At 72.2% G+C, this 19,834-nt stretch carries 16 protein-coding genes and 2 tRNA genes; 4 read left to right on the plus strand and 14 right to left on the minus strand.

What is annotated here, in order from left to right; all coding sequences use genetic code 11:
• Positions 1–38 precede the first annotated feature (38 nt).
• On the plus strand, positions 39–809 hold the full coding sequence (locus DB32_RS30360; RefSeq protein ID WP_053236147.1) for a 2-oxo acid dehydrogenase subunit E2: 771 nt from the start codon (positions 39–41) through the stop codon (positions 807–809).
• Here the strand turns inward: DB32_RS30360 and DB32_RS30365 are convergent.
• The 6 genes from DB32_RS30365 to DB32_RS30390 all read right to left on the minus strand — a co-directional run bounded on the left by DB32_RS30365 (position 799) and on the right by DB32_RS30390 (position 8,188).
• Positions 799–1,515 (minus strand): dienelactone hydrolase family protein, encoded by a 717-nt coding sequence (locus DB32_RS30365; protein ID WP_053239006.1) that lies wholly within the window; start codon positions 1,513–1,515, stop codon positions 799–801. The two genes, DB32_RS30360 and DB32_RS30365, sit on opposite strands and share 11 nt — an antisense overlap.
• Positions 1,516–1,536: 21 nt before the next feature.
• Positions 1,537–2,208 (minus strand): DUF998 domain-containing protein, encoded by a 672-nt coding sequence (locus DB32_RS30370; RefSeq protein WP_053236148.1) that lies wholly within the window; start codon positions 2,206–2,208, stop codon positions 1,537–1,539.
• Entirely contained in the window at positions 2,205–2,693 is a 489-nt protein-coding gene (locus DB32_RS30375) for an SRPBCC family protein (RefSeq protein ID WP_240481268.1), read from the minus strand. The genes DB32_RS30370 and DB32_RS30375 overlap by 4 nt, the downstream gene beginning before the upstream one ends.
• Before the next feature lie 7 nt (positions 2,694–2,700).
• On the minus strand, positions 2,701–3,048 hold the full coding sequence (locus DB32_RS30380) for an ArsR/SmtB family transcription factor (RefSeq protein WP_053239008.1): 348 nt from the start codon (positions 3,046–3,048) through the stop codon (positions 2,701–2,703).
• A gap of 87 nt (positions 3,049–3,135) precedes the next feature.
• Entirely contained in the window at positions 3,136–7,059 is a 3,924-nt protein-coding gene (locus DB32_RS30385; protein ID WP_053236149.1) for a M48 family metallopeptidase, read from the minus strand.
• A 112-nt stretch (positions 7,060–7,171) separates the two neighbouring features.
• The gene (locus DB32_RS30390) at positions 7,172–8,188 is read right to left on the minus strand and encodes a sensor domain-containing diguanylate cyclase (RefSeq protein WP_053236150.1); all 1,017 of its coding nucleotides are present in this window, start codon (positions 8,186–8,188) and stop codon (positions 7,172–7,174) included.
• Between the two features lie 58 nt (positions 8,189–8,246).
• On the opposite strand from DB32_RS30390, the gene DB32_RS30395 reads away from it, so the two are divergent.
• Together DB32_RS30395 and DB32_RS30400 are read left to right on the plus strand one after the other, a co-directional pair.
• Positions 8,247–8,906 (plus strand): hypothetical protein, encoded by a 660-nt coding sequence (locus tag DB32_RS30395; RefSeq protein WP_053236151.1) that lies wholly within the window; start codon positions 8,247–8,249, stop codon positions 8,904–8,906.
• Positions 8,903–9,781 carry an alpha/beta hydrolase gene (locus DB32_RS30400; RefSeq protein WP_053236152.1) on the plus strand — a complete coding sequence of 293 codons (879 nt, stop codon included), beginning with the start codon at positions 8,903–8,905 and terminating at the stop codon, positions 9,779–9,781. Before DB32_RS30395 ends, DB32_RS30400 begins: the two co-directional genes overlap by 4 nt.
• A 10-nt stretch (positions 9,782–9,791) precedes the next feature.
• Here the strand turns inward: DB32_RS30400 and hflX are convergent, their stop codons facing one another.
• From hflX to DB32_RS30440, 8 genes are all read right to left on the minus strand, one after another.
• A complete protein-coding gene (gene hflX / locus DB32_RS30405; protein ID WP_240481270.1) occupies positions 9,792–11,552 on the minus strand; it encodes a GTPase HflX in 1,761 nt (586 codons plus the stop codon).
• Positions 11,553–11,775: 223 nt separating this feature from the next.
• A tRNA-Lys gene (locus tag DB32_RS30410) sits at positions 11,776–11,850 on the minus strand.
• A gap of 5 nt (positions 11,851–11,855) precedes the next feature.
• Positions 11,856–11,927, minus strand: a tRNA-Gln gene (locus DB32_RS30415).
• Between the two features lie 126 nt (positions 11,928–12,053).
• On the minus strand, positions 12,054–13,406 hold the full coding sequence (locus DB32_RS30420; RefSeq protein WP_053236154.1) for a hypothetical protein: 1,353 nt from the start codon (positions 13,404–13,406) through the stop codon (positions 12,054–12,056).
• 146 nt (positions 13,407–13,552) lie between these two features.
• A complete protein-coding gene (locus DB32_RS30425) occupies positions 13,553–14,338 on the minus strand; it encodes an exodeoxyribonuclease III (RefSeq protein ID WP_053236155.1) in 786 nt (261 codons plus the stop codon).
• Positions 14,339–14,381: 43 nt separating this feature from the next.
• Positions 14,382–15,635 carry a hypothetical protein gene (locus DB32_RS30430; RefSeq protein WP_157069571.1) on the minus strand — a complete coding sequence of 418 codons (1,254 nt, stop codon included), beginning with the start codon at positions 15,633–15,635 and terminating at the stop codon, positions 14,382–14,384.
• Complete coding sequence (locus DB32_RS30435) at positions 15,632–16,465, minus strand: tetratricopeptide repeat protein (RefSeq protein ID WP_053236157.1); 834 nt, start codon at positions 16,463–16,465, stop codon at positions 15,632–15,634. The genes DB32_RS30430 and DB32_RS30435 overlap by 4 nt, the downstream gene beginning before the upstream one ends.
• Positions 16,465–18,045: a serine/threonine-protein kinase gene (locus DB32_RS30440; protein ID WP_083458587.1), complete on the minus strand. Its 1,581-nt coding sequence runs from the start codon at positions 18,043–18,045 to the stop codon at positions 16,465–16,467. Before DB32_RS30440 ends, DB32_RS30435 begins: the two co-directional genes overlap by 1 nt.
• A 152-nt stretch (positions 18,046–18,197) precedes the next feature.
• On the opposite strand from DB32_RS30440, the gene DB32_RS30445 reads away from it, so the two are divergent.
• Complete coding sequence (locus DB32_RS30445) at positions 18,198–19,688, plus strand: serine/threonine-protein kinase (RefSeq protein WP_053236159.1); 1,491 nt, start codon at positions 18,198–18,200, stop codon at positions 19,686–19,688.
• Positions 19,689–19,834 lie beyond the last annotated feature (146 nt).

The raw sequence follows: 19,834 nt of genomic DNA on the forward strand, positions 1-19,834 counted from the left end.
GCTTCCATCGCCTCCGATTGCGGCATCCGTGGCGCCGCATGGCGCTCCACGCGTGGAAGCGACCCTCCGATCCCAGCGTGTACGGGTTCCTCGACGTCGACGCGACGCGCGCGCTCGCGTGGATCGAGGAGACTCGCGCGCGCACCGGAGTGCACGTCACGATCACGCACCTCGTCGGGAAGGCCGCGGCGATGGCGCTCGCGGCGCGCCCCGACGTGAACGCGATCGTGCGCCGCGGTCGCGGCATCTGGGCGCGCGATCGCATCGACGTGTTCTTCCAGATCGCGCGCGACGGCGGCGAGGATCTGCTCGGCGCGCTGGTGAAGGACGCGGACGAGAAGGATCCCGTCGCGATCGCGACCGAGCTCGATCACCTCGCGAAGCGCGTGCGCGCGCACCGCGACCCGTCGCTCGACGTCACGTCGCGCCTGATGGAGCGCCTGCCCGATGCGCTGATCGGTCCCGCGATGCGCGCAGCCGAGACGCTCGGGTACGACCTCGGGCTCGATCTGCGGCGCGTCGGGATCCCGTTCGACGCGTTCGGCAGCGTGATGGTGACGAACGTCGGCACGTTCGGGCTGACGAGCGCGCTCGCGCCGCTGGTTCCGTTCGCGCGCACGCCCCTCGTGATCACCGTGGGCGCGATCCAGGACACGCCGGTGGCGATCGACGGGCGCGTCGAGGTGCGTCCGGTGATCGAGCTCGGCGTGACGCTCGATCACCGCATCCTCGACGGCTTCCAGGCGGGCCAGCTCGCGACGCGCTTCCGCGAGGTGATCGAAGATCCGTCGCGCGCGCTCAGCGCGTGAGCAGCCCCGTCTCCTCGAGGAACGCGCGCATCGCGATCCACGAGCGACGGTCCGCGCGCTCCGAGTACATCGTGCGTGCGGGATCGTTCGCCGTCGGGTTCGTGAACGCGTGCGTGGTCGCGCCGTAAGTGTGGACCTCCCAGTCGGCACCGAGCTTCGTCATCTCGGTCTCGAACGCGAGGAGCTGCTCGGGCGTCGCGAGGGGATCGTCGTGGCCGTGCAGCGCGAGGATCTTCGCGCGGATCGGCCCGACCTCGAGCCCCTCGGGCGCATCGAGGACCCCGTGGAACGAGATCACCGCGCGCAGGTCGGCGCCGGCGCGCGCGAGGTCGAGCACGCAGAGCCCGCCGAAGCAGAAGCCGATCGCGCCGAGCCGCGACGCGTCGACGCGCGGATGGGCGCGCAGCGCGTCGAGCGCCGCGAGCTTGCGCCCGCGGAGCAGCCCGCGATCACGTCGCAGCGGCGTGTTCAGCTTGCCGCACTCGATCGCGTTCGTGCCGAGGATGCCCTTGCCGTAGACGTCGATCGCCGCGCCCGCGAGGCCCAGCTCCGACGCGATGCGCTCGGCCTTCGCGCGCTCGAAGTCGCTCTGCCCTCGCCACGTCGGCGCGACCAGGATCGCGCCGTGTGGACCTGGGCCCGTCGGGAACGCGAGGTGCGACTCGAAGGTGACGCCGCCGTGCGTGTACTCGAGCTTCTCGATCATCACCCGAGCATCGCACGGCGCTCACGACGAGCGGGGCGCGACGTGCCACGCGACGGATGCGACCCACGCGCAGTACGCGACGACGAGCAGCCGGTTCGCGACACCGACCACGGCGATCACGCCGGGCGGCAGCGTCGTGACGGTGCCCGGCTCGGCCGACGTGTCACCGCCGGCCTGCACGAACGTCGTGATCAAGAGCGCGAACGCGGCGGCCATCAGCACGACGCACACCCACGTGGCGTGCGCCGCCCAGCGCAGCGCCGGCCGCTCGCGCGCGATCGGCGCGGTGAGCAGGAGCGCCGCGATCGGAAGGCTCGGGATGCCGATCAGCGCGGCGAGCGAGTGCAGCGGATGCTGCACGTCGACCACCGCCGCCATCGCCTGGCCCACCCCCGCGAGCACGAGGAAGGCCCACCCGACGCGCTCTCCGCGCGTCGAGACGCGCGGCCGCAGCGCCAGCGCGAGCGCCCACGACGCGAGCCCCCACGCGACGAACATCAGCGAGAGCACCCACCCGAACCGGCCGTACGCGTACTCGCTCACCATCCGCCACGTCGGGTCGAGCTCGGGGCTCAGAACGTGGAGGCTCGCGAGGAGCGCGAGCGTCGCGGCAGCGGCACCGAGCGCGAGGCGCGCGGCCACTGCCGACGACGAGGGCGCGCTCGAGGCCTCGACGCGCGCCACCGCGCTCACCGCGCGTCCCCCACGAGCGAGGCCACGACCTCGTCGAGCTGGCGCATCGTCTCGCGCATCCCGTGCTCCATGCCCGACGCGAGCGCCGCTTCGCGCGCCTCGGCGGACGGATAGAGCTCGTGCGACACGTAGCGCGTCGTGCCCTGGTGCTCCTCGAACGTCACCGTCACGACCGCGTGCCCGGCGTCGGCCATCGGCTCGAACACCTGCGTGTAGACGAGCCGCGTCGGCGACGAGACCTCGGTGTACGTGCCGGAGAACGCGAACTCCTGCCCGCCCGCGCGGGTGACGAAGCGATATCGACCCCCGACACGAACGTCGGCCTCGCACGACGTGACCTCGCAGCCGAGCGACTTCGGCGCCCACCAGCGCTTCACGTGCTCGGGCTTCGTGTACGCCTCGAACACGATGCGCGGCGGCGCGCGGAACGTGCGCGCGATGATGATCTCTCGATCGCCCCGGAGCTCCATCGACGTCTCGCTCATACCGACCTCATCCTTTCTTCGTCTTCTTCCGACCACGAGCCTCGTCGTCGCGCTGCAGCTCCGCGATGACCTCGTCCATCGCGTCGAAGCGCGCGTCCCACACGCGCCGGTAGCGCTCGATCCAGTCGTGGAGCTCGCGCAGCGGGCGCGGCTCGAGCGCGTACAGGCGCTGCTGCGCGCGCGGCTGGACGTCGACGAGCCCCGCCTCCTTGAGCACGCGGAGGTGCTTCGAGACCTGCGGCTGGTTGAGCTCGAGCCGCTCCGCGATGTCGTTCACGGGGCGCGGCCCCGTGCGGAGGAGCTCGACGATCCGGAGCCGGTTCGGCTCCGCGAGCGCTGCGAACGACGCGTGCATCACGAGGACGTATATGCGCACCACAGCATATGCCTGTCAAGGCATATGCGACACGGAGCGCGGGCGCCGCGCGAGCGGCGCCTCGGATCAGCGGAAGTACGGGCGCTCGGGCGCGAACAGCAGCGCGCGCGCCTCGTCGCGCCACGACGTGGGCGCGCGATCGCCCAGCACGATCACACCCATCGCGATCACGTGCCCGCGCGTCGCGAGCAGCGCGCGCGACGCGATCGCCTCGAGCGCGCTGGGATCGTCGGCGAGCGTGGGCGACGCGAGCACGTCGGCGAGCCCGTCGTAGACGTGATCGTCGTCGACCGCCCGCAGGCGCGCGAGGTACGGCGAGGGATCACGATGCTCGCGGATCGCGAGCGCCGCGACCGCGTGCAGGCCCGGCGGACCGAGCGACTCGGGATCGAGCGACAGCGCACGCTGGACGAGGTCCCCCGACGCACCGTCCGACGCCGCGGCGAGCGCGACGAGCGGTGCGCGCCCCGCGGCATCGGGCACCGCGGACTCGATCGCCTGCACCGCGTGGAGCACCGCCCCGGACGCGAGCTGTCGATACGCCGCGTACGCCGGCGGCTCGTCGGCGTGAGGGGGCGACTCGAGGCGCAGGAAGAAGTCGAGCATGCCGCCGCTGCCGTCGGGCGCCTCGATGAACGCGCGCGCGCCCGCGGGGTCCTGGTGGAGCGCCGCGGCGCGCTGGGTGCGCAACATCTCGGTGCGCGCGTAGTCGAGCAGCCCGCGCAGCGCGGGCGTCTGCACCGCGGTGCTCCACGCGACGAGCGCGTCCTGCCAGCGCTGCGCGCGCGCGAGATCGTGCGCGACCGCGAACGCGGTCCAGCCGTTCTCGGGATGCGCTTCGTAGAGGCGCGCGTACGCCGCGCGGCGCGCCTGCGCGTCGGTCATGCAGCGGATCGCGACGTAGGCGCGATCGGCGTCGTCGGGTCGCTCCGTCGCGCGCACGGTGGCGCGCGGGCACGCCTCGGGGTCGCCGGCGTCCTGCAGCGCGCGCGCGACGAGCACGGCCTCGGGCTCGATCTGCGCGCGCTCGCGCAGCACGGGGAGCATCGCGGGCGTCTGCGACGCGAACGCGACCCACTCGCCGAAGGCTTGCGAGTCGACGGGATCGAAGAGCACGTGCGCGCGCAGCATCGCGAGGCGGTCGTCCTCGGTCGTCAGCGCGGAGAGCTGCGACGCCGGCGGGGCGCTCGCGACCGCTTCGAGCACGGTGCGACGCGCCGAGCTCGAGTGCGAGCTCACCGAGACGGAGGTCGGAGGCGCGGTGAACACCGCGTCTTCCTCCGCGACGCGCCAGCGCGGCGCGCCGAGCACACGCTCCGGCGGCGGTAGTCCCGGCCCGTACACGGCTGTCCACTGCACGAGCACCGTCGCCTGCGCGACGTTGTACGCGTACTCCGCGAACCCTCCGCCGACGCTCGCCTCGAAGTCCTCGACCACCCGCCCGTCGCGCGTCCGCGTGACGACGTGCGCGTGCTCCGACGCGTCGTGCTCGAGCGTCGCCGCGCTGCGGGCGCCCACGTCGACCTCGTCACCGTCGATCGAGACCACGACCGGGATCGGCAGGCCGTTGAACACGTGCACCGTCGAGCCGCCGATGCGCCCGCCGATCAGCAGCGCGGGCAGCAGCAGCGCGCTCGCGACCGCGAAGCGCGCCGCGCCGGGGAGGAACCCGTCGGCGGTCTGGAAGCGATCCCACCACCCGAGCTTCTTCTGGCGCTCGCGCTCCGCGCCGACGACGCAGGTGCGGTATCGCTCCGGAACGCGCGCGGGCTCGGGCGCCTCGCCGGGCTCGATCCCCTCGCGCAGCTGTCGCGCGATCGCTTCTTCGACGTCGAGCAACGCATCGAGCGTCGCGTCGGCGAGCGCCTTGAGATCACCCGACGCGCCCGCCGCCCATCCGTCGACCTTCTGCAGCCAGTCGCCGAGGTTCTCGGGCGACGGGTCGTTCATGCCGAGCGAGTCCTCGAGCACCGTGAACCCGCCGAGATCCGCGAAGCGCGCGCGCACCGCGGGCGGCAGCACGAGCTGCGGCTTCTGCGACCACACCTGCTCGAGCACGTGCTGCAGATCGCTCGACGCCGAGAGCACGCGGACGCGCTCGTCGCTGCTCACGCTCCCGTCGGCGAGCACGATGCGCAGCACGTGGTGCAGGTGCCCGTGCGCGTCCGCGAGATCGCGGAACGCGTGGGTCGCGTAGTGCAGCAGCGCGTGCAGGCTCTCGAGGTACGCCTCCCATCCGCCGCCGAGCGCGCGCGCGGCATCGAGGTGCACCGCGCGGCACGCGCGATCGTGCTCGAGGATGCGCGCTTCGATCTCGCGTCGCTCCGAGCGCACGCCCTCGATCACCGAGGCGAGCTCCTTGCGCGGGATCTCGCGGCCTCGATAGCGGATGACACCACCCGGCGCGGTGAGCACTCCGTCCGAGAGCCCCTCGAGCAGCGACTCCTCCTCGCGGCGCTCGCGGTACTTCGCGAGCTCCTCACCGAGCGAGCTCGGATAGAGCGCCTCGAAGCGCGCGAGCAGCGCCTCGCGATCACCGTCCTCGCGATCGATCGAGACCATGAGCTCGGGCGACTCGTGGTACGCGGCGATCGCACGCCCGAGGTACGCGCCGCGATAACGCGGGTCGAGCGACGCGCGCGCGAAGCGCTCCTCGAACTTCGCGAGGCTCTGGGCCTCGGGCACCGGCTCGGCCGAGGCGTTCGGGATCTTCGCGAAGAGCAGCGCGAGGAAGCTGCGCGTGATCTCGCGACGCAGCGTCTCGGGATCCGAGAAGAGCGCCCACGCCGGGCGCGGATCGAGCGACGACCCGAGGTAGATCGCCTTCGCGTGCTCTTCGCGCTCGCGGTTCGGCGGGTGCGTCATCCACATGCGCGGTGGCTGCGCGAGCTCGGAGTCGAACACGCGATGCACGGCCGCGCTCTCGGGCCGGTCGGGCGTGAGGCCGAACCCGGGCTCGCTCAGGATGCGCCGCAGGTGCTCGAGCGCGGCCGACTGCACCGAGAGGAGATCCGCGACCGGGCGCCCCGCGACCGCCTCCTCGTGCGTGAACGCGATCGCCTCTTCCCACGCCTCGTCTGCGGGCCCGAGGCGATGCAGCGCGTGAACGAGGCTGTCGCTCCCGCTCACCGACACCGCGACGCGATCCGCCTGCAGCTCCATCTCGCGCCCGAGCGCGCGATGCGCGAGCACGACGACGCGGAACACCGTGTCGAGCACCGAGCGGATGGCCCACACGAAGAGCCGCATGATCCAGCCGATCCACGCGACGCGGATGTCGATGCTCGAGATGAACGAGAGCACGCGATCGAACACGCCGCGCGACACGATGATGTGCCCCGCGATCTGCTGCGCGACGTACACCCAGCGACCGACCGCCATCGTGCGCTGCGCGAAGTGCCCGTACTCGTGCGCGATGACGGCCTTGAGCTCGTCGAGCGTGAGCGCGTTCACGAGCCCGAGGCCGACCTCGAGGTTCTTCTTCGACGGGAAGATCAGGTTCCAGAACGAGAGGTCGTAGAACACGCTCGCGTTCACGCGCGCCGAGACGAACACGCGGTGCGGGCGCGGCGCGCCGGTCTCGTCGGCGAGGCGGCGCAGGAACGCGAAGAGCAACGGCTCGCGCTGCTCGTCGAGCTCGACGAGCGAGGGATCCTTCGCGTGCTTCACGACGAAGAGCCCGCGCACCAGGAACGCGATGAAGAAGAGCGCGGGCAGCGAGATCCCGGCGGCGAGGAGCACGTTGCCGCCGTGGGCGATCGCGTTGCCGAGCAGGCGATACACCACGCGCGCGAGGTACGCGATCAGCCCGAGGTAGACCGCGACGAAGCCGAAGAGGCCCGCGCACGCGAGCCAGGCGCTGCGTTTGTACGCGGTGGATGCGGCCGTGAGCTCGGCCGGAGGTGCGCTCGGCGAAGGCGGAAAAAGATCGTCGAGCGTCGGCTGGCGTGCTGGCTCGCTCTCACGCGTCCAGGACTCTGCGGCTCCCATGGTCGTGTTCCTTCCCGTTCGTTGGCACGAGGCCGCGAGCGTATCGCGAGTCGGGTGAGCTCGCCGAGGGCCGTTTCGGCGCCGCGGAGCGCCGATGTGGGACGTCGGATCGTCAGCCCTCGAGCGCGCGCTCGCCCGAGGGCCACACGGCGATCGCGCCCGGTCCGCGCTGCTTCGCGGCGCGCAGCGCGTCGTCGGCGCGACGCTCGAGCCGCGTCGGGCTCTCTGCGCCGTCCCACTGCACGACGCCGAAGCTCGCGGTGAGCTCGAGCGCCTCGAGCCCCGGCCCGAGCTCGGTCACGCGCTTCGCGAGCGCGTCGCCGATGCGATCCGCCATGCGCTCCGCGTCGTCGGCGTCGTGCTGCGGGAGCACGATCACCAGCTCGCCTCCGTCGCGACGGATCACCACGCCGCGCGCGCGCACCACCGCGAGGATGCGATCGACCGACACGCGCAGCAGCGCGTCGATCGCGGCGCGCCCGAGCTCCTCGCGCAGCTCGGGCAGCGGATCGAGATCGAGCGCGATCACCGAGAGCGCGACGCGCCCTTCGCGCGCGCGATGCACCTCGCCCGCGAGCCTCGGCGCGAGGTACCGCGCGCCGAACGCGCGCGTGCTCGGATCGCGCAGCGCGATCTCCTCGAGGCGCGCGCGCTCGATCGGCGAGACCGCGATCGACGCGAGCAGGATCGCGAGGTCCTCCTTCGACGCGTCGAACGCGCCGACGCGCTCGCTCGTCACCACGAGCACGCCGATCACCGCACCGGTGATCGCGAGCGGCACCGCGAGCATCGAGCGGATCGCGAAGCCCTGCCCTCGCACGTCGACGAAGCGCGCGTCGGTCGTGACGTCGTCGATGCGCACCGTCTCGTTGTGATCGACGACCCAGCCCGCGACGCCGACGCCGCGACCGAAGGTGACGGGCCGGTACTGCACGCCGGTGCCGGCGCGCGCGCCCGAGAGCAGCTCCGTGCCCGTCTCGTCGAGCACGCGGATCGACGCGTGATCCGCCTCGAGCAGCGCGAGCGCGGCACGCGCGACGCGGTCGAGCTGCTTCTCGAGCGAGGGCTCGTTCGTGAGCGCTCGATGGAGGTCGATCAGGACGTGGAGCGTGACCTTCGCGTCGACCACCGCGCGAGCGTAGCATCGTGCCCGTTCACGCGGGCTCGCCGTGGTACAAGCAGCGCCCGTGCGCCGGCCGTTCCTCGCGCTCGCCCTCGCCGCGATCGGCGTCGTCGCGACCTCGGCCTGCGCCACGCGCCAGCTCGCACGCACGGTGGGTCGCGGGCGCACCGAGGTCGGTGTGCTCGTGGGTGGGCCGCTGCAGAGCAACCTCGGCTTCGCCGCGCCGATCCCCGAGCACCGCGTGCACGGTCGCTACGGGCTCACCGACGATCTCGATCTCTCGGCGAGCGTGCCGCTCGCGCCGATCGTGTCGTCGATCCTCGCGCTCGACGTCGGGTTCGTCGCGCAGATCGTGCGCTTCCCGCGCTTCGCGATGTCGGCGTCGCTCCGCCTGCACTGCGTGTACGACCTCGATGACGCGTGGAACGACACGTACTACCCCGAGCTCGGCGTGCACATGGAGCAGCGCGTCGAGCGCCGCGTCGCGATCATCGCGGGCACCAGCGCGCTGGTGCAGGCGTCGCCGCCCGATCAGCGACCGGGTGTGTTCCTCGCGCCCTATCTCGGGCTCGAGGTGCTGCTCGGCGAGCACGCGCTCTCGCTCGCGCTCGGGTGGATCAACCCGTGGATGGACGGCAGCTCGATCGTCACGTGGGAGCCCGCGGGCTTCGGCGCGATGACGGTCACGTTCGGCTGGCGCATCCAGCCCGGGGGCGTGCGATGAAGCGCGCGCTCGTCGTCGTCGCGCTCACCTTCGCCGCGTGCGTGCAGATCGAGACGTTCTTCTTCGCAGGCCGCTCGATCGACGCGTATCGCTGGGACGAAGCGGCGCCCGAGCTCGACGGCGATCTGAGCGATGCACATCCGTCGATCGTGCCCGCGGCCGATCGCATCGAGGGCTTCGTGGCGCTCGACGACGAGCGCGAAGTGCACTGGGTCTTCGCGCGCCGCCCCGGCGCGACCACGACGTTCGTCTACTCGCACGGCAACGGCCCGCACCTCGGGCGCTTCTGGGATCGCGTCGAGCGCCTCTGGGAGCTCGGCCATCACGTGCTGATCTACGACTATCCCGGCTACGGACGCTCGACGGGCGAGAGCAGCGAGGCCGCGCTCTACGAGGCGATCGATGCGATCTGGGACGAGGTCGTGCCCTCGATCCCCGAGATCGATCCCACGCGCACGCTGCTGTACGGACACTCGCTCGGAGGCGGCCCGACGTTCCACCTCGCCGCGCGCGCGCAGCGCGGAGCACCGCGTCCACGCGGCGTGATCGCGGAGTCCGTGTGGTGCTCGATCGAGGCGCAGATCCAGGAGGGCGCGTTCCTCGATCTCCCGCGCGAGCTGCTCGCGCACCTCGCGATCGACAACTGCGCACGCGCGTCGGAGCTCGACGCGTCGACGCCGATCACGCTGCTGCAGGGCACCGAGGACGACGTGACCTCGCCGCGACAGTCCGAGCTGCTCGAGAGCGCAGCGACGCGCGCGCCGGTGACGCGCATCCTCGTCGAGGGCGCGCATCACACGGACCTGCCGAACGTCGCCGGGGATCGCTATCGCGAGTGGATCGACGAAGCGGTGGCTCACGCGCTCTCGCGGTGAGCCACCGTCCTCAGCGCGCGCGCGATCGCGTGCGCGCCGGCGCGGCCGCAGGCGCGCTCTTGCTGCCCGATCCCGCGATCAGCGCGTCGATCGCCGCGTCGTCGAAGTAGGGCCCGCGCGGCGCCGGAGCCTCTTCCACGGGGCGCGCGGCGGTGAGCCGCACGCTCGTGATCGACGGCGGGATCGCGTCGTCGAGATCGAGCTCGTCGCTCCCGGTCGCGCTGCGCGTGACCACGCCCGAGCCGCGCTCGAAGAGCATGCGCTCGAGCCGCTCGAGGAGCGGACCGAACGTGCTCGGATCGATCGCCGACACCGGCACCGCGTCGCGCGCGCGCACCATCGACGCGACCTCGGACGCCGGGACCCGATCGCACTTGTTCAGCACGAGCAGGGTCGGGACGTTCGAGAGCTCGAGCTGCCCGAGCAGCTGCTCGGTCGTCTTGATGTGCTCGCCCAGCGCGGGATCGCTCGCGTCGACGACGTGGAGCAGCAGATCCGCGTCCTGCGCCTCCTCGAACGTCGCGCGGAACGCGGCGAAGAGGTCGACCGGCAGATCGCGGATGAACCCGACGGTGTCGGTGATCACGACCTCGCGCTCCTCCGGGAACCGGATGCGGCGCGAGCGGGTGTCGAGCGTCGCGAAGAGCTTGTCCTCGACGATCGTCTCGCTCCCGGTGAGCGCGTTGAGCAGCGTGCTCTTTCCGGCGTTCGTGTACCCGACGATCGACACGATCGGCACGTCGCGACGGTTGCGGCGCTGGCGTCGATTGCGGCGCTGCACCGCGAGCTTCTCGAGCTCGCTCTCGAGCCGCGAGATGCGCTCGCGCGCACGACGCTTCCCGATCTCGAGCACGGTCTCGCCGGGCCCTCGCCCGCCGATGCCACCAGTGAGGCGCGAGAGCGAGTCGTCCTTCTGCCCGATGCGCGGCAGCAGGTACTTCATCTGCGCGAGCTCGACCTGCAGCTTGCCGTCCCGGCTCTCCGCGCGCTGCGCGAAGATGTCGAGGATCAGCTGGCTGCGATCGATCACCTTGAGGTCGATCGCCTTCGCGATCGCCGCGGCCTGCGCGGGACCGAGGTTGCGATCGAAGATCAGCACGCTCGCGTCGACCTGCATCGAGCGCTGCACGATCTCGTCGAGCTTGCCGCGGCCCATCACGAACTTCGGATCGATGCGGTCGCGGACCTGCAGGACCTGATCGACCACCTCGACGCCCGCCGTGCGCGCGAGCTCCGCGAGCTCTCGCAGCGACTCCTCGGCGCGCCACGCGTCGTGCTTCTCGCAGACGTGCACGAGGATGGCGCGCCCGTCCTTCGCGTCGACGACGCGCGTGCGCGCGACCCGCGCGAACTCCTGCTCGAGCCCGGCGATCAGCGCCGCAGGATCGACCTGCACCAGCTCGCCGATCAGCGCCTGGTACGAGAGCGGCCCGATCGTGCGGTGCGGGGACTCGCTCGAGCCCGGCGCGACCGGCACGTTGTGCCCGTAGTGCACCGTCTCGGGCTCGCCGTTCTTCCCGACGTTGATCGCCGCGACGAGATCGAGCCGCAGGCGCGTGAGATCGACGAGATCGTCGCGCGTGAGCCCCTCGGGCGTGAGGTGGGTGTGGATGAGACGCAGCCCGCGGAACCGGCCCTGCGCAGCGCGCACGCGCCCGACGTCGGGCAGCATGAGCTTGCTCGAGTCGCCCACGACGACGAACTGCACGTGCCCGCTGCGATCGGCGATCACTCCGACCTGACGCCCGGTCGACGCGGAGATCTCCGCCATCGAGCGTGCGAGCTCGGGAGTGAGGAGCCGATCGAAGGGGACGCGTCGCCGGTAGAGGCGCTCGAGCGCGTGAAGGTCGGAGGGGCTGAGACCGTTCGTGTTCCCGTGGATCGTCAACTCGGAGCCTCACACTAATGGGCTCGGATCCCGACGTAAAGGGGAGTCGGCCCAACGTGCTGATGGAGAACCTGGTCCCCGGAGCAAGGATCGACCAGGTGGTGAGTGGTCCCCCCGACTGGAATTGAACCAGTGGCGAGTCGGTTAAGAGCCGACCGTTCTACCGCTGAACTACGGGGAGAGAGCCCTCTGGGGCTGGGCTCGAACCAGCGACGACTCGGGTCAGAGCCGAGCGTTCCACCGCTGAACTACCCAGAGGATGTGGAGGCGATCGCGAGCGCGATCGCCCGGCGAAGACCGCCCAGGAACAGGTTCGTGGTGCTCCGCGATCGTCACGTTCGTCACGATCGCGGAGCCCACGGTGTCGGTCTGCCGGAGCTTCGCTCAGGCGCCGAGCGGGCGAAGACGCTCGACCTGGCCGCTGAACCAACCCGCGCGTCGCAGCATCCGCGCGAGCGCCGGATGACCGACGCTCACGCCGTGCACGAGCTCGGGCGTGGGCCGGAACGGCACCGGCTCACCCTTCGGGCGGGGCGCGATCCAACCCTTCGCGGTCGGATCGACACCCACCGCGCGACACGTCTCCTCGACGTGGGCGCGCGTGCACCACGCCTCGCCGCGCAGGACCTCCCACGGCGGCGGGAGCGCGCTCCACACCGCCGTGTCGGGCTCGAGCGCGCCGCCGCTCGCGCGGTGCCAGTGCGCGACGTCGGCCGCCATGAGACGAAGGACCTTCCCGATGCACATCGCGTCGAGCACGTCCTCCATCCCGAGCACGTGCAGCAGCGCGATCCATCCGTCGCGCGCCTTGTTCCAGGCGCCCGCGAGCTGGTTCCACGTCGAGCTGTCGTCGCCGCGCTTCACGATCATCGTGTCGCGGCGGAAGCGGGACTTCTCCCACGTCACGCGCAGCAGCTCGGCGGTCTCGTCGAGCACGCCGTGCCACGTCGCGAGCAGCGCGAGCTTGTCCTCGTCGTGCACGCGGGCGAGCACCTCCGGGCGCGGCAGCACGTGCGCGATCACGAGCCAGTCGGTGTCCGGATCGCGCTCGCAGCGCGCGATCAGCATCGCGCTGATGTCGTCGAACGCGCGCTGCTGCGGGCCGTTGGTGAACTCGCTGCGCAGCGATGCGCGCGACGCGTAGTACGCGACGAAGCACGCCGTGCTCGCGTTCGCGAGGAAGCGATCGCGCGGGACGCGCGAGGCCAGCGACGACTTGCCGATCATCGTGAGCTCGACCTGGCGTCGCACGCGCACGAGGCTCGCGAGCCGCTCCTCCAGGCGGCGCAGCAGCCGGAACTTCCGGTTGTACTTGCGCCGCGAGAGGTCGAGGCCCTCGGCCTTGCGGCCGCGGCGATCGAGGCGGTCGCGCTTCCAGTCGATCTCGCCGAAGGACGCGCGGATCTCGGGCGCGACGTGGCGGAGGAAGGCCTCGACCTTCACGGGATCACCGCACTCGTCGCGGGTGATCGCGAACGACGAGGCGCTCGCGAAGAGCTGCTTGGCGCGATCGACCTTCGCGGTGATCGCATCGGCGCGCCGGAAGTCGGCGAGCATGGAGCTGAAGCCCCACGCGTTGCGGCGCAGCGAGCCGCGCGCGGCAGTCTCGAGCGCGACGCGCTCGCGCGCGTTCAGGCGACCATCGAGCTGCTCGAGGATCAGCTCGGCGACGTCCTCGGGGCGTGGGCGCCGCGAGAGGCCGTCGTACAAGCGGGCGAGGATGTCCGTGGAGCGCATGGTCGTTCGCCTCCGTCGAGGTGGCGCGGCGACCTGAGCAGCAGGCGTGCCACGAGACGGAAGGCGAGCTCCGCGCGGTTTTGACGCGAATTCCGCGGCTCTCGTTTATCCATGCGGCGAACCGACGCGCCGTACGGATAAACGTCTCAGCCGATCACGGAGTCGTCGAGGTCGACGCTGATCGGGCAGTGATCGCTGCCTGGCACCTGCGCATGAATCGCGGCGTCGCGCAGGTAGGGCAGCGCGCCCGGGGACGCGAGCACGAGGTCGATGCGCCATCCGATGTTGCGCTCGCGCACGCCGAAGCGCTGGCTCCACCACGTGTAGTGGCCAGGGCCCTTCTCGAACTCGCGGAACGTGTCGACCCACCCGGTCTCGAGCCAGCGCACGAGCTCGCGACGCTCCTCGGGGAGGAAGCCGCTCGTCTTCTGGTTGTCCTTGGGGCGCGCGAGGTCGATCTCGTGAGGCGCGGTGTTGAAGTCGCCCATGACGAGGATCGGCAGCCCGTCCTGCTTGTACGGCTCGAGCAGCTTGTGGAGGCGGCGGTAGAAGCGGAGCTTGAACGGCACGCGCGAGTTGTCGCGCTCCTGCCCGCTGCCATTGGGGAAGTAGACGTTCGCGATGCGCAGGCGCCCGACGCGCGCGAGCTGGAGGCGCCCCTCCACGTCGAACGTCTTCACGCCGAGCGAGCTCTCGACTCCGTCGATCGCGAGCTTCGAGAGCAGACCGACGCCGCTGTAGCCCGCACGCTCGGCGCACACGAAGTGCGCGTGCCAGCCCGGCAGCTCACGGATGGGCCCGGGGACCTGATCGGGACGACACCGCGTCTCTTGGAGCCCGACCACGTCGGAGCCCGAGGTGGCGAGCCAGTCCGAGAAGCCCTTGCCTGCGATCGAGCGCAGGCCGTTCACGTTCCACGACGAGACGCGCATTCGAGAGGGCGCGTGATCTAACGTCGATCACGCGCCCCGTCGATCACTCGAGCGCGCCGCCCTGGATCCAGCGCGCGATGAGCGAGATCTGCGCCTCGTCGAGCGGCGCGACCATACCGCGCGGCATGCGGCTGCCGCAGAGGTCGACGTTCGCGACCTTGCGCCAGAGCAGGCTGCGCGCCGAGTCGCCCGGCACGACCAGCGTGTTCACGCCGGCACCGCACCCCGCGGTCACGCCGACCATCGTCGTGTACGCGAGCGCCTGCGTCGAGAGATCGAGCCGTCCGCTGCGCGGCGTGTTCGTGATGTGGCAGGGCCCGCAGCGCGTGGCGATCACGGTCGTGTAGACCTCGGTGAACGTCGGCGCGGTCGCGCAGCCCGCGGTCGTGTCGCAGTACGAGCCGGTGCCGCACGTCGTGTGCTGCTGCTGGTGCACGCAGCCCTCGAGCTGATCGCAGCGGTCCGCAGTGCACGCGACGCCGTCGTCGCAGCGGTCGTCGTGCGTCTGGTAGACGCAGCCGAGCCCGAGGTCGCAGCGCTCGCTCGTGCACTCGACGCCGTCGTCGCACGCGGCGTCGCTCAGCTCGACGACGCAGCGGCCTTCGACGCAGCGATCGATCGTGCAGGTGTACGAGTCGGTCTCGGGGCAGGGCATCGCGTCGTTGCACTGCTCGACGAACGCATCGACCATCGGCGCGTCGGGCATCGGCGCATCGGACGGCATGCGCGCATCGACGGGCGCATCGCGCGGAACGTGCGCATCGATCGGCACCTGCGCGTCGGGGCGCACGCCCGCGTCCATGCCTCCGCCGTCGAGCGCGAGCGACGCATCGGGGGCAGGAGGCGGCTCGCCGCTCCAGTCGACGAGCTCGGAGGCCTCGATCGCGACGGGCCGGCAGCCGTGGTCTCCGCAGGTGCGATCGGCGCCGCAGAGCTGCCCGATGCAGTCCTCCCAGAGGTCCATGCGCAGCGCGACGGTGCGACCGCGCACGAAGCTGACGCGCGCGGTGCGGCGCAGGATCTCGACCTCGTCGCGCTCACCGACGACGACGACCTCGAGCGTGCCCGAGCCCTGGCGCGACACGAGCCCGAGCGTGACCGGTCGCTCCGCGCCCCCGCCGAGATCGGCGAGCGCTTCCTGCGAGACGCCTTGTGGATCGCTCGCGGTGATCCGGATCGCGTCGATCCCTTCGGGCACGTCGAGATCGGTGTCGGTGACCACGACGATCTCGGTCAGGGGATCGGCCTCGCACGCGGCGATGGACAGGAACAGGAACGGAAGGAGCGAGCGTCTCACCACGTGAGCACCCCCGGCATCGTGTTGCCCATCACGGGCTCGGGCGTCTGCGGCGACGTGAGCACGATCGCGGTCGCGGTGACCGCGCCCGCGACGACGAGACCGCCGACCACCGCGAGCGTGATCACGAGCGCGTCGTCGCCGCCGCCACCACCCTCGTCGCGGTCCACGGGATCGCGCTCGGCGGTCTCGAGCGCGGCGTCGGGCGCGCGGTCGCTCGAGGACGCGCGCGCCGGCGCGACGGTGAGCGCCTCGCGTGGCACCACGCGCGCCGGGATCGTCAGCGCGAGCTCGCGGCGCTCGGCGTCGCCGATCTCGATGCGCTCGCGCGCGACGTCGGCGCCGTCGCGCGTGGCGCGGATCTCGTGCGCGCCGGGATCGATCGGCACCGGCACGCCGACCATCGCCTCGGGGAGCTCGCGCTCTCCGATGTGCACGCGAACGCCGCTCGGATCGCCGTCGAGGCGCACCGTGAGGCGCCCGACGCGGGGCGCGATCTGATCGCGCTGGCGCTCCGCGGACGCGCGCAGCTGCGGCGGGATCGTCGGGTCGCGAAGCACGCGCTCGAGGAGCTCGGCCGCCTCGACGAGCTGGCCTTCGTGCGCGAGCGCGGCGGCGAGGTTGTAGGCGATCGGCGCGGCGGGACGGAGCGCCTGCGCGCGCCGGAACCGATCGATCGCCGCGGTGTAGTCGCCGCGCCGCGCGAGGCCGACGCCTTCCTGGAAGAGCGCGCGCGCCGCAGCGCCGCGCGCAGGATCGGGATCCTGCGCGTGCGCCGAGGGCGCGAGGAGGAGCGTGGCGAGGAGTGCGAGGGTGGCGATGATCCGCATCAGAACCCCGGGTCGTCGAAGAACTCGCTCGACGCTTCGCTGCTGGCCTCGGCGCGCGGCGCGCGCGCGGCGGGACGCGCGGGGAACGAGCGCGCAGGACGCGCACGCGCGGGAGCCGGCGCTGCGGCGACGGGCTCGGGGGTCGCGGCGACGGGCTCGGCCGCAGGCGGCGTCTCGGGGATCGCGACCGGCGCGGGCGCCGTCGTGGCGGGCGGAGGCGCGGCGACGATCGGCGCGATGACGGGCGCAGGTGCGGTCGCGGCGGGCGCGCTCGCGCCGCGCGTCATCGCGAACATCGCGAGCGCACCGAGGAGGAGCGCGATCACGCCGGTCGCCGCGAGCGCGAGCGGACGCGCGCTCGATGGCGGCGGCGCTGCCGGCAGCTCGGGCGCGGTCGGCGTCGGCGGCGGCAGCAGCGGCATCGGCGGCGGGAGCTGCAGCGCGATCAGCTCCTGCTCGGGCGAGATGATCCACGCGACGACGTCGCGCGTCGTCTCGAGCTTCGGCGCGCGCCCGAAGTCGTCGCCGAGCAAGCGCGCGACGACCTCGGCGATCTTCGCCGACGTGACCGCGGTGCGTGTCTCGGCGAGCGTGCGCTCGAGGTCCTCCTGCATCGCGGCGGCGGTGCGATAGCGATCGCTCACGTCGCGCGCGAGCGCGCGCGTCAGCACGCGCTGGAGCGCCGGGGGGATCGTCGTCGGCCAGGGCGGCAGCGGCTCGCTCGTGATCGCGCGCATCGCGTCGAGGCTCTGCGCGCGCGCGAAGAGGCGCTGTCCCGTGAGCAGCTCGTGGAGGACGATGCCGAGCGAGAACACGTCGGAGCGCGCGTCGAACGACTGCCCGAGGCACTGCTCCGGCGAGAGATAGCCGGCCTTGCCGCGGATCGTGATGTGGCTGCTCTCGGCGATCTCGGTCGCGCGCTCCTTCGACGTCGACGCGACGCCGAAGTCGAGCAGCTTCACGGTGCCGTCGTACGCGACCATCACGTTGTGCGGCGAGACGTCCTGGTGGACGATCCCGAGCGCGCGTCCTTTGTCGTCGCGCGCGACGTGCGCCGAGTGGAGCGCCTCGGCGACGAGCGAGACGATCTTCACCGCGATCGGCGCCGGCATCGGCTTGCCCGCGCGGCGCGCGCGCGCGCTCAGGTCGCGCAGCGTGACGCCTTCGACGAGCTCCATCGCGAGGAACGGGTGCCCGCTCTCCATGCCGAACCGGTACGTGTGGCAGACGTTCGGATGACGGAGACCGAGCGCGACCTTGCCTTCGCGCATGAACATCTCCTCGAAGTCGCGGTCGGCCGCGAGCTGCGGTCGGATGACCTTCAGCGCGATCTGTCGGACGCTGCCGGCCTGACCGTGCTCGCGCGCGAGGAACACCTCGGCCATGCCGCCGACGGCGATGCGTCCGAGGATCTCGTAGCCCGCGAAGCGGCGGAGGACCGGGAGCTCCGCGGCGATCTCCGCCGTGCTCCGCGGGACGTCGAATTCGACGTCGAGGATGGGCTCGCGGAGGCGTGGGCCCGATGCATCGTGCTCGCGCTCTTGGTCGCCGTTCGCAACGGCTGATGCGGGGCGGGACATCGTGGAGTCAAAGTACTCGCGCTCCCGCGAGGCGTCCGTCGGGACGGATCCCGACACGGCGATCGGTCGAGCGATCTCGCGTCGATCCGCGTGCTCCTGCGGGCGCTTCGCTGGACGTCGGACCACGTCGCGCGGCACGCTCCGCGCGCACGATGTACCTGCGGCTCGATCGACTCTCCGACGCAGTGCGGAGCCGGCGCACGCGCTCGCTGATCCTGCTCGCCGCGTCGATCCCGCTCTGGCTCTTCGGGCTCGCGTCCTTCGGGATGATCGCGATGTGGGCCGTCGAGCCGACGCCGACGCCCGACTGGGGCGCCGCGAGCTTCTGCGCGACGTTCGGCGGCGCGATCCCGTGCCTCGGCGCGATCGCGCTGCTCTTCGCGCGGCATCGCTACGATCGAGGCACGCGCGCGCTGCAGGCGCTCTTCACCGAGGCGGGCTCCGACGGTCGTGTGGATCGCGCGGCGCTCGAGGCGCGCGGCTGGACGCGCGAGCGCGCGGACGCGGTGCTGCTCGACGCGCTCGCGCACGGGCTCTTGCGCGAGACCGCGAGCGCGACGCCGCAGCCGATCGGCGCGCAGGCGCTCGCGCCGGTCGCGGGACCGCCGCCGTTCGCGTGGCCGCAGCCACCGCCGTCTCCGTCACCGGTGCCCGCGAGCTCGCCGCCGTACGTCTCACCGGTCGCGCCGGGTGCGGTGATGTCTCCTCCGCCCGCGCCGTCGCCGCTGTACGAGCTCGCAGATCCCGTCGCGATGACGCGTGACGCGCGAGCGCGCGCGGCGACCGCATCGCCTGCGTCGAGCGCGCTCACGGGACGCGTGCTGAAGAGCACGTACCTCGTCGAAGAGCCGCTCGGACGAGGCGGCATGGGCGCGGTGTTCGCCGCGCGCCATCTGCGCACGGGCCGTCGCTACGCGGTGAAGACGTTGCTGTCGACCGAGCGCTTCTCGCGCGAGGCGATCCTGCGTTTCGAGCGCGAGGCGCGCGCGGCGAGCGCGATCGGGCACAGCGGGATCGTCGGCGTGCACGACTTCGATCGCACCGACGACGGGATGCACTACCTCGTGATGGATCTGCTGAGCGGCGAGACTCTCGAGACGCGCCTCGGTCGCAGCGGGCGCCTCGCGTGGAGCGACGCGCGCCGCGTCGCGATCGAGCTCGGTGATGCGCTCGCAGCCGCGCATCGCGCGGGGATCCTCCATCGCGACCTGAAGCCCGCCAACGTGTTCCTCGCGCACGTCGCGGGGCTCGGCGAGCGCGCGGTGCTCGTCGACTTCGGGCTCGCGAAGCCGATGGAGGAGAGCGCGGCGCAGCGCGTGACGAGCACCGGCGCGGTGGTCGGCACCGCGCTCTACATGTCGCCGGAGCAGGCGCGTGGCGCGCCGCTCGACGCGCGCAGCGACGTGTACGGTCTCGCCGCGGTGATCTACGAGATGGTCACCGGGGTGCCGCCGTTCCTCGGCCCGAACGCGCTCGCGGTGATGACGATGGTGATGGCCGAGCAGCCGGTGCCGCCGAGCATGCTCGCGCGCGGGCTCCCCGCAGCGGTCGATCACGCGCTGCTGCGCGCGCTCGCGAAGCACCCCGACCAGCGCCCGAGCGACGTCGCCTCGCTCGTCTCGATGCTCGCCGCGATCGCGTAGACGTGTCCGGCGGGCCGCACGGCGCGTGTCCGCGCCGACGCGCGGCAGCGCGAGCTTGCCGCGTGATCGCTCGGATCTACGCGCGTGGCACGTGCGCTGCTGTCCGCCCGACGAGCGCGCACCTCGGCGTGCGCCGGGGAGGACAC

This window comes from Sandaracinus amylolyticus (assembly GCF_000737325.1).
Lineage (GTDB): Bacteria > Myxococcota_A > Polyangia > Polyangiales > Sandaracinaceae > Sandaracinus > Sandaracinus amylolyticus.

What these genes read in the sequence shown, in the direction of transcription:
- DB32_RS30360 (WP_053236147.1), top strand. Translation starts at nt 39, where the DNA reads ATGGCGCTCCACGCGTGGAAGCGACCCTCCGATCCCAGCGTGTACGGG.
- DB32_RS30365 (WP_053239006.1), bottom strand. Translation starts at nt 1,515, where the DNA reads ATGATCGAGAAGCTCGAGTACACGCACGGCGGCGTCACCTTCGAGTCG.
- DB32_RS30375 (WP_240481268.1), bottom strand. Translation starts at nt 2,693, where the DNA reads ATGAGCGAGACGTCGATGGAGCTCCGGGGCGATCGAGAGATCATCATC.
- DB32_RS30380 (WP_053239008.1), bottom strand. Translation starts at nt 3,048, where the DNA reads ATGCACGCGTCGTTCGCAGCGCTCGCGGAGCCGAACCGGCTCCGGATC.
- DB32_RS30385 (WP_053236149.1), bottom strand. Translation starts at nt 7,059, where the DNA reads ATGGGAGCCGCAGAGTCCTGGACGCGTGAGAGCGAGCCAGCACGCCAG.
- DB32_RS30400 (WP_053236152.1), top strand. Translation starts at nt 8,903, where the DNA reads ATGAAGCGCGCGCTCGTCGTCGTCGCGCTCACCTTCGCCGCGTGCGTG.
- hflX (WP_240481270.1), bottom strand. Translation starts at nt 11,552, where the DNA reads ATGGCGGAGATCTCCGCGTCGACCGGGCGTCAGGTCGGAGTGATCGCC.
- DB32_RS30420 (WP_053236154.1), bottom strand. Translation starts at nt 13,406, where the DNA reads ATGCGCTCCACGGACATCCTCGCCCGCTTGTACGACGGCCTCTCGCGG.
- DB32_RS30425 (WP_053236155.1), bottom strand. Translation starts at nt 14,338, where the DNA reads ATGCGCGTCTCGTCGTGGAACGTGAACGGCCTGCGCTCGATCGCAGGC.
- DB32_RS30435 (WP_053236157.1), bottom strand. Translation starts at nt 16,465, where the DNA reads ATGCGGATCATCGCCACCCTCGCACTCCTCGCCACGCTCCTCCTCGCG.
- DB32_RS30440 (WP_083458587.1), bottom strand. Translation starts at nt 18,045, where the DNA reads ATGTCCCGCCCCGCATCAGCCGTTGCGAACGGCGACCAAGAGCGCGAG.
- DB32_RS30445 (WP_053236159.1), top strand. Translation starts at nt 18,198, where the DNA reads ATGTACCTGCGGCTCGATCGACTCTCCGACGCAGTGCGGAGCCGGCGC.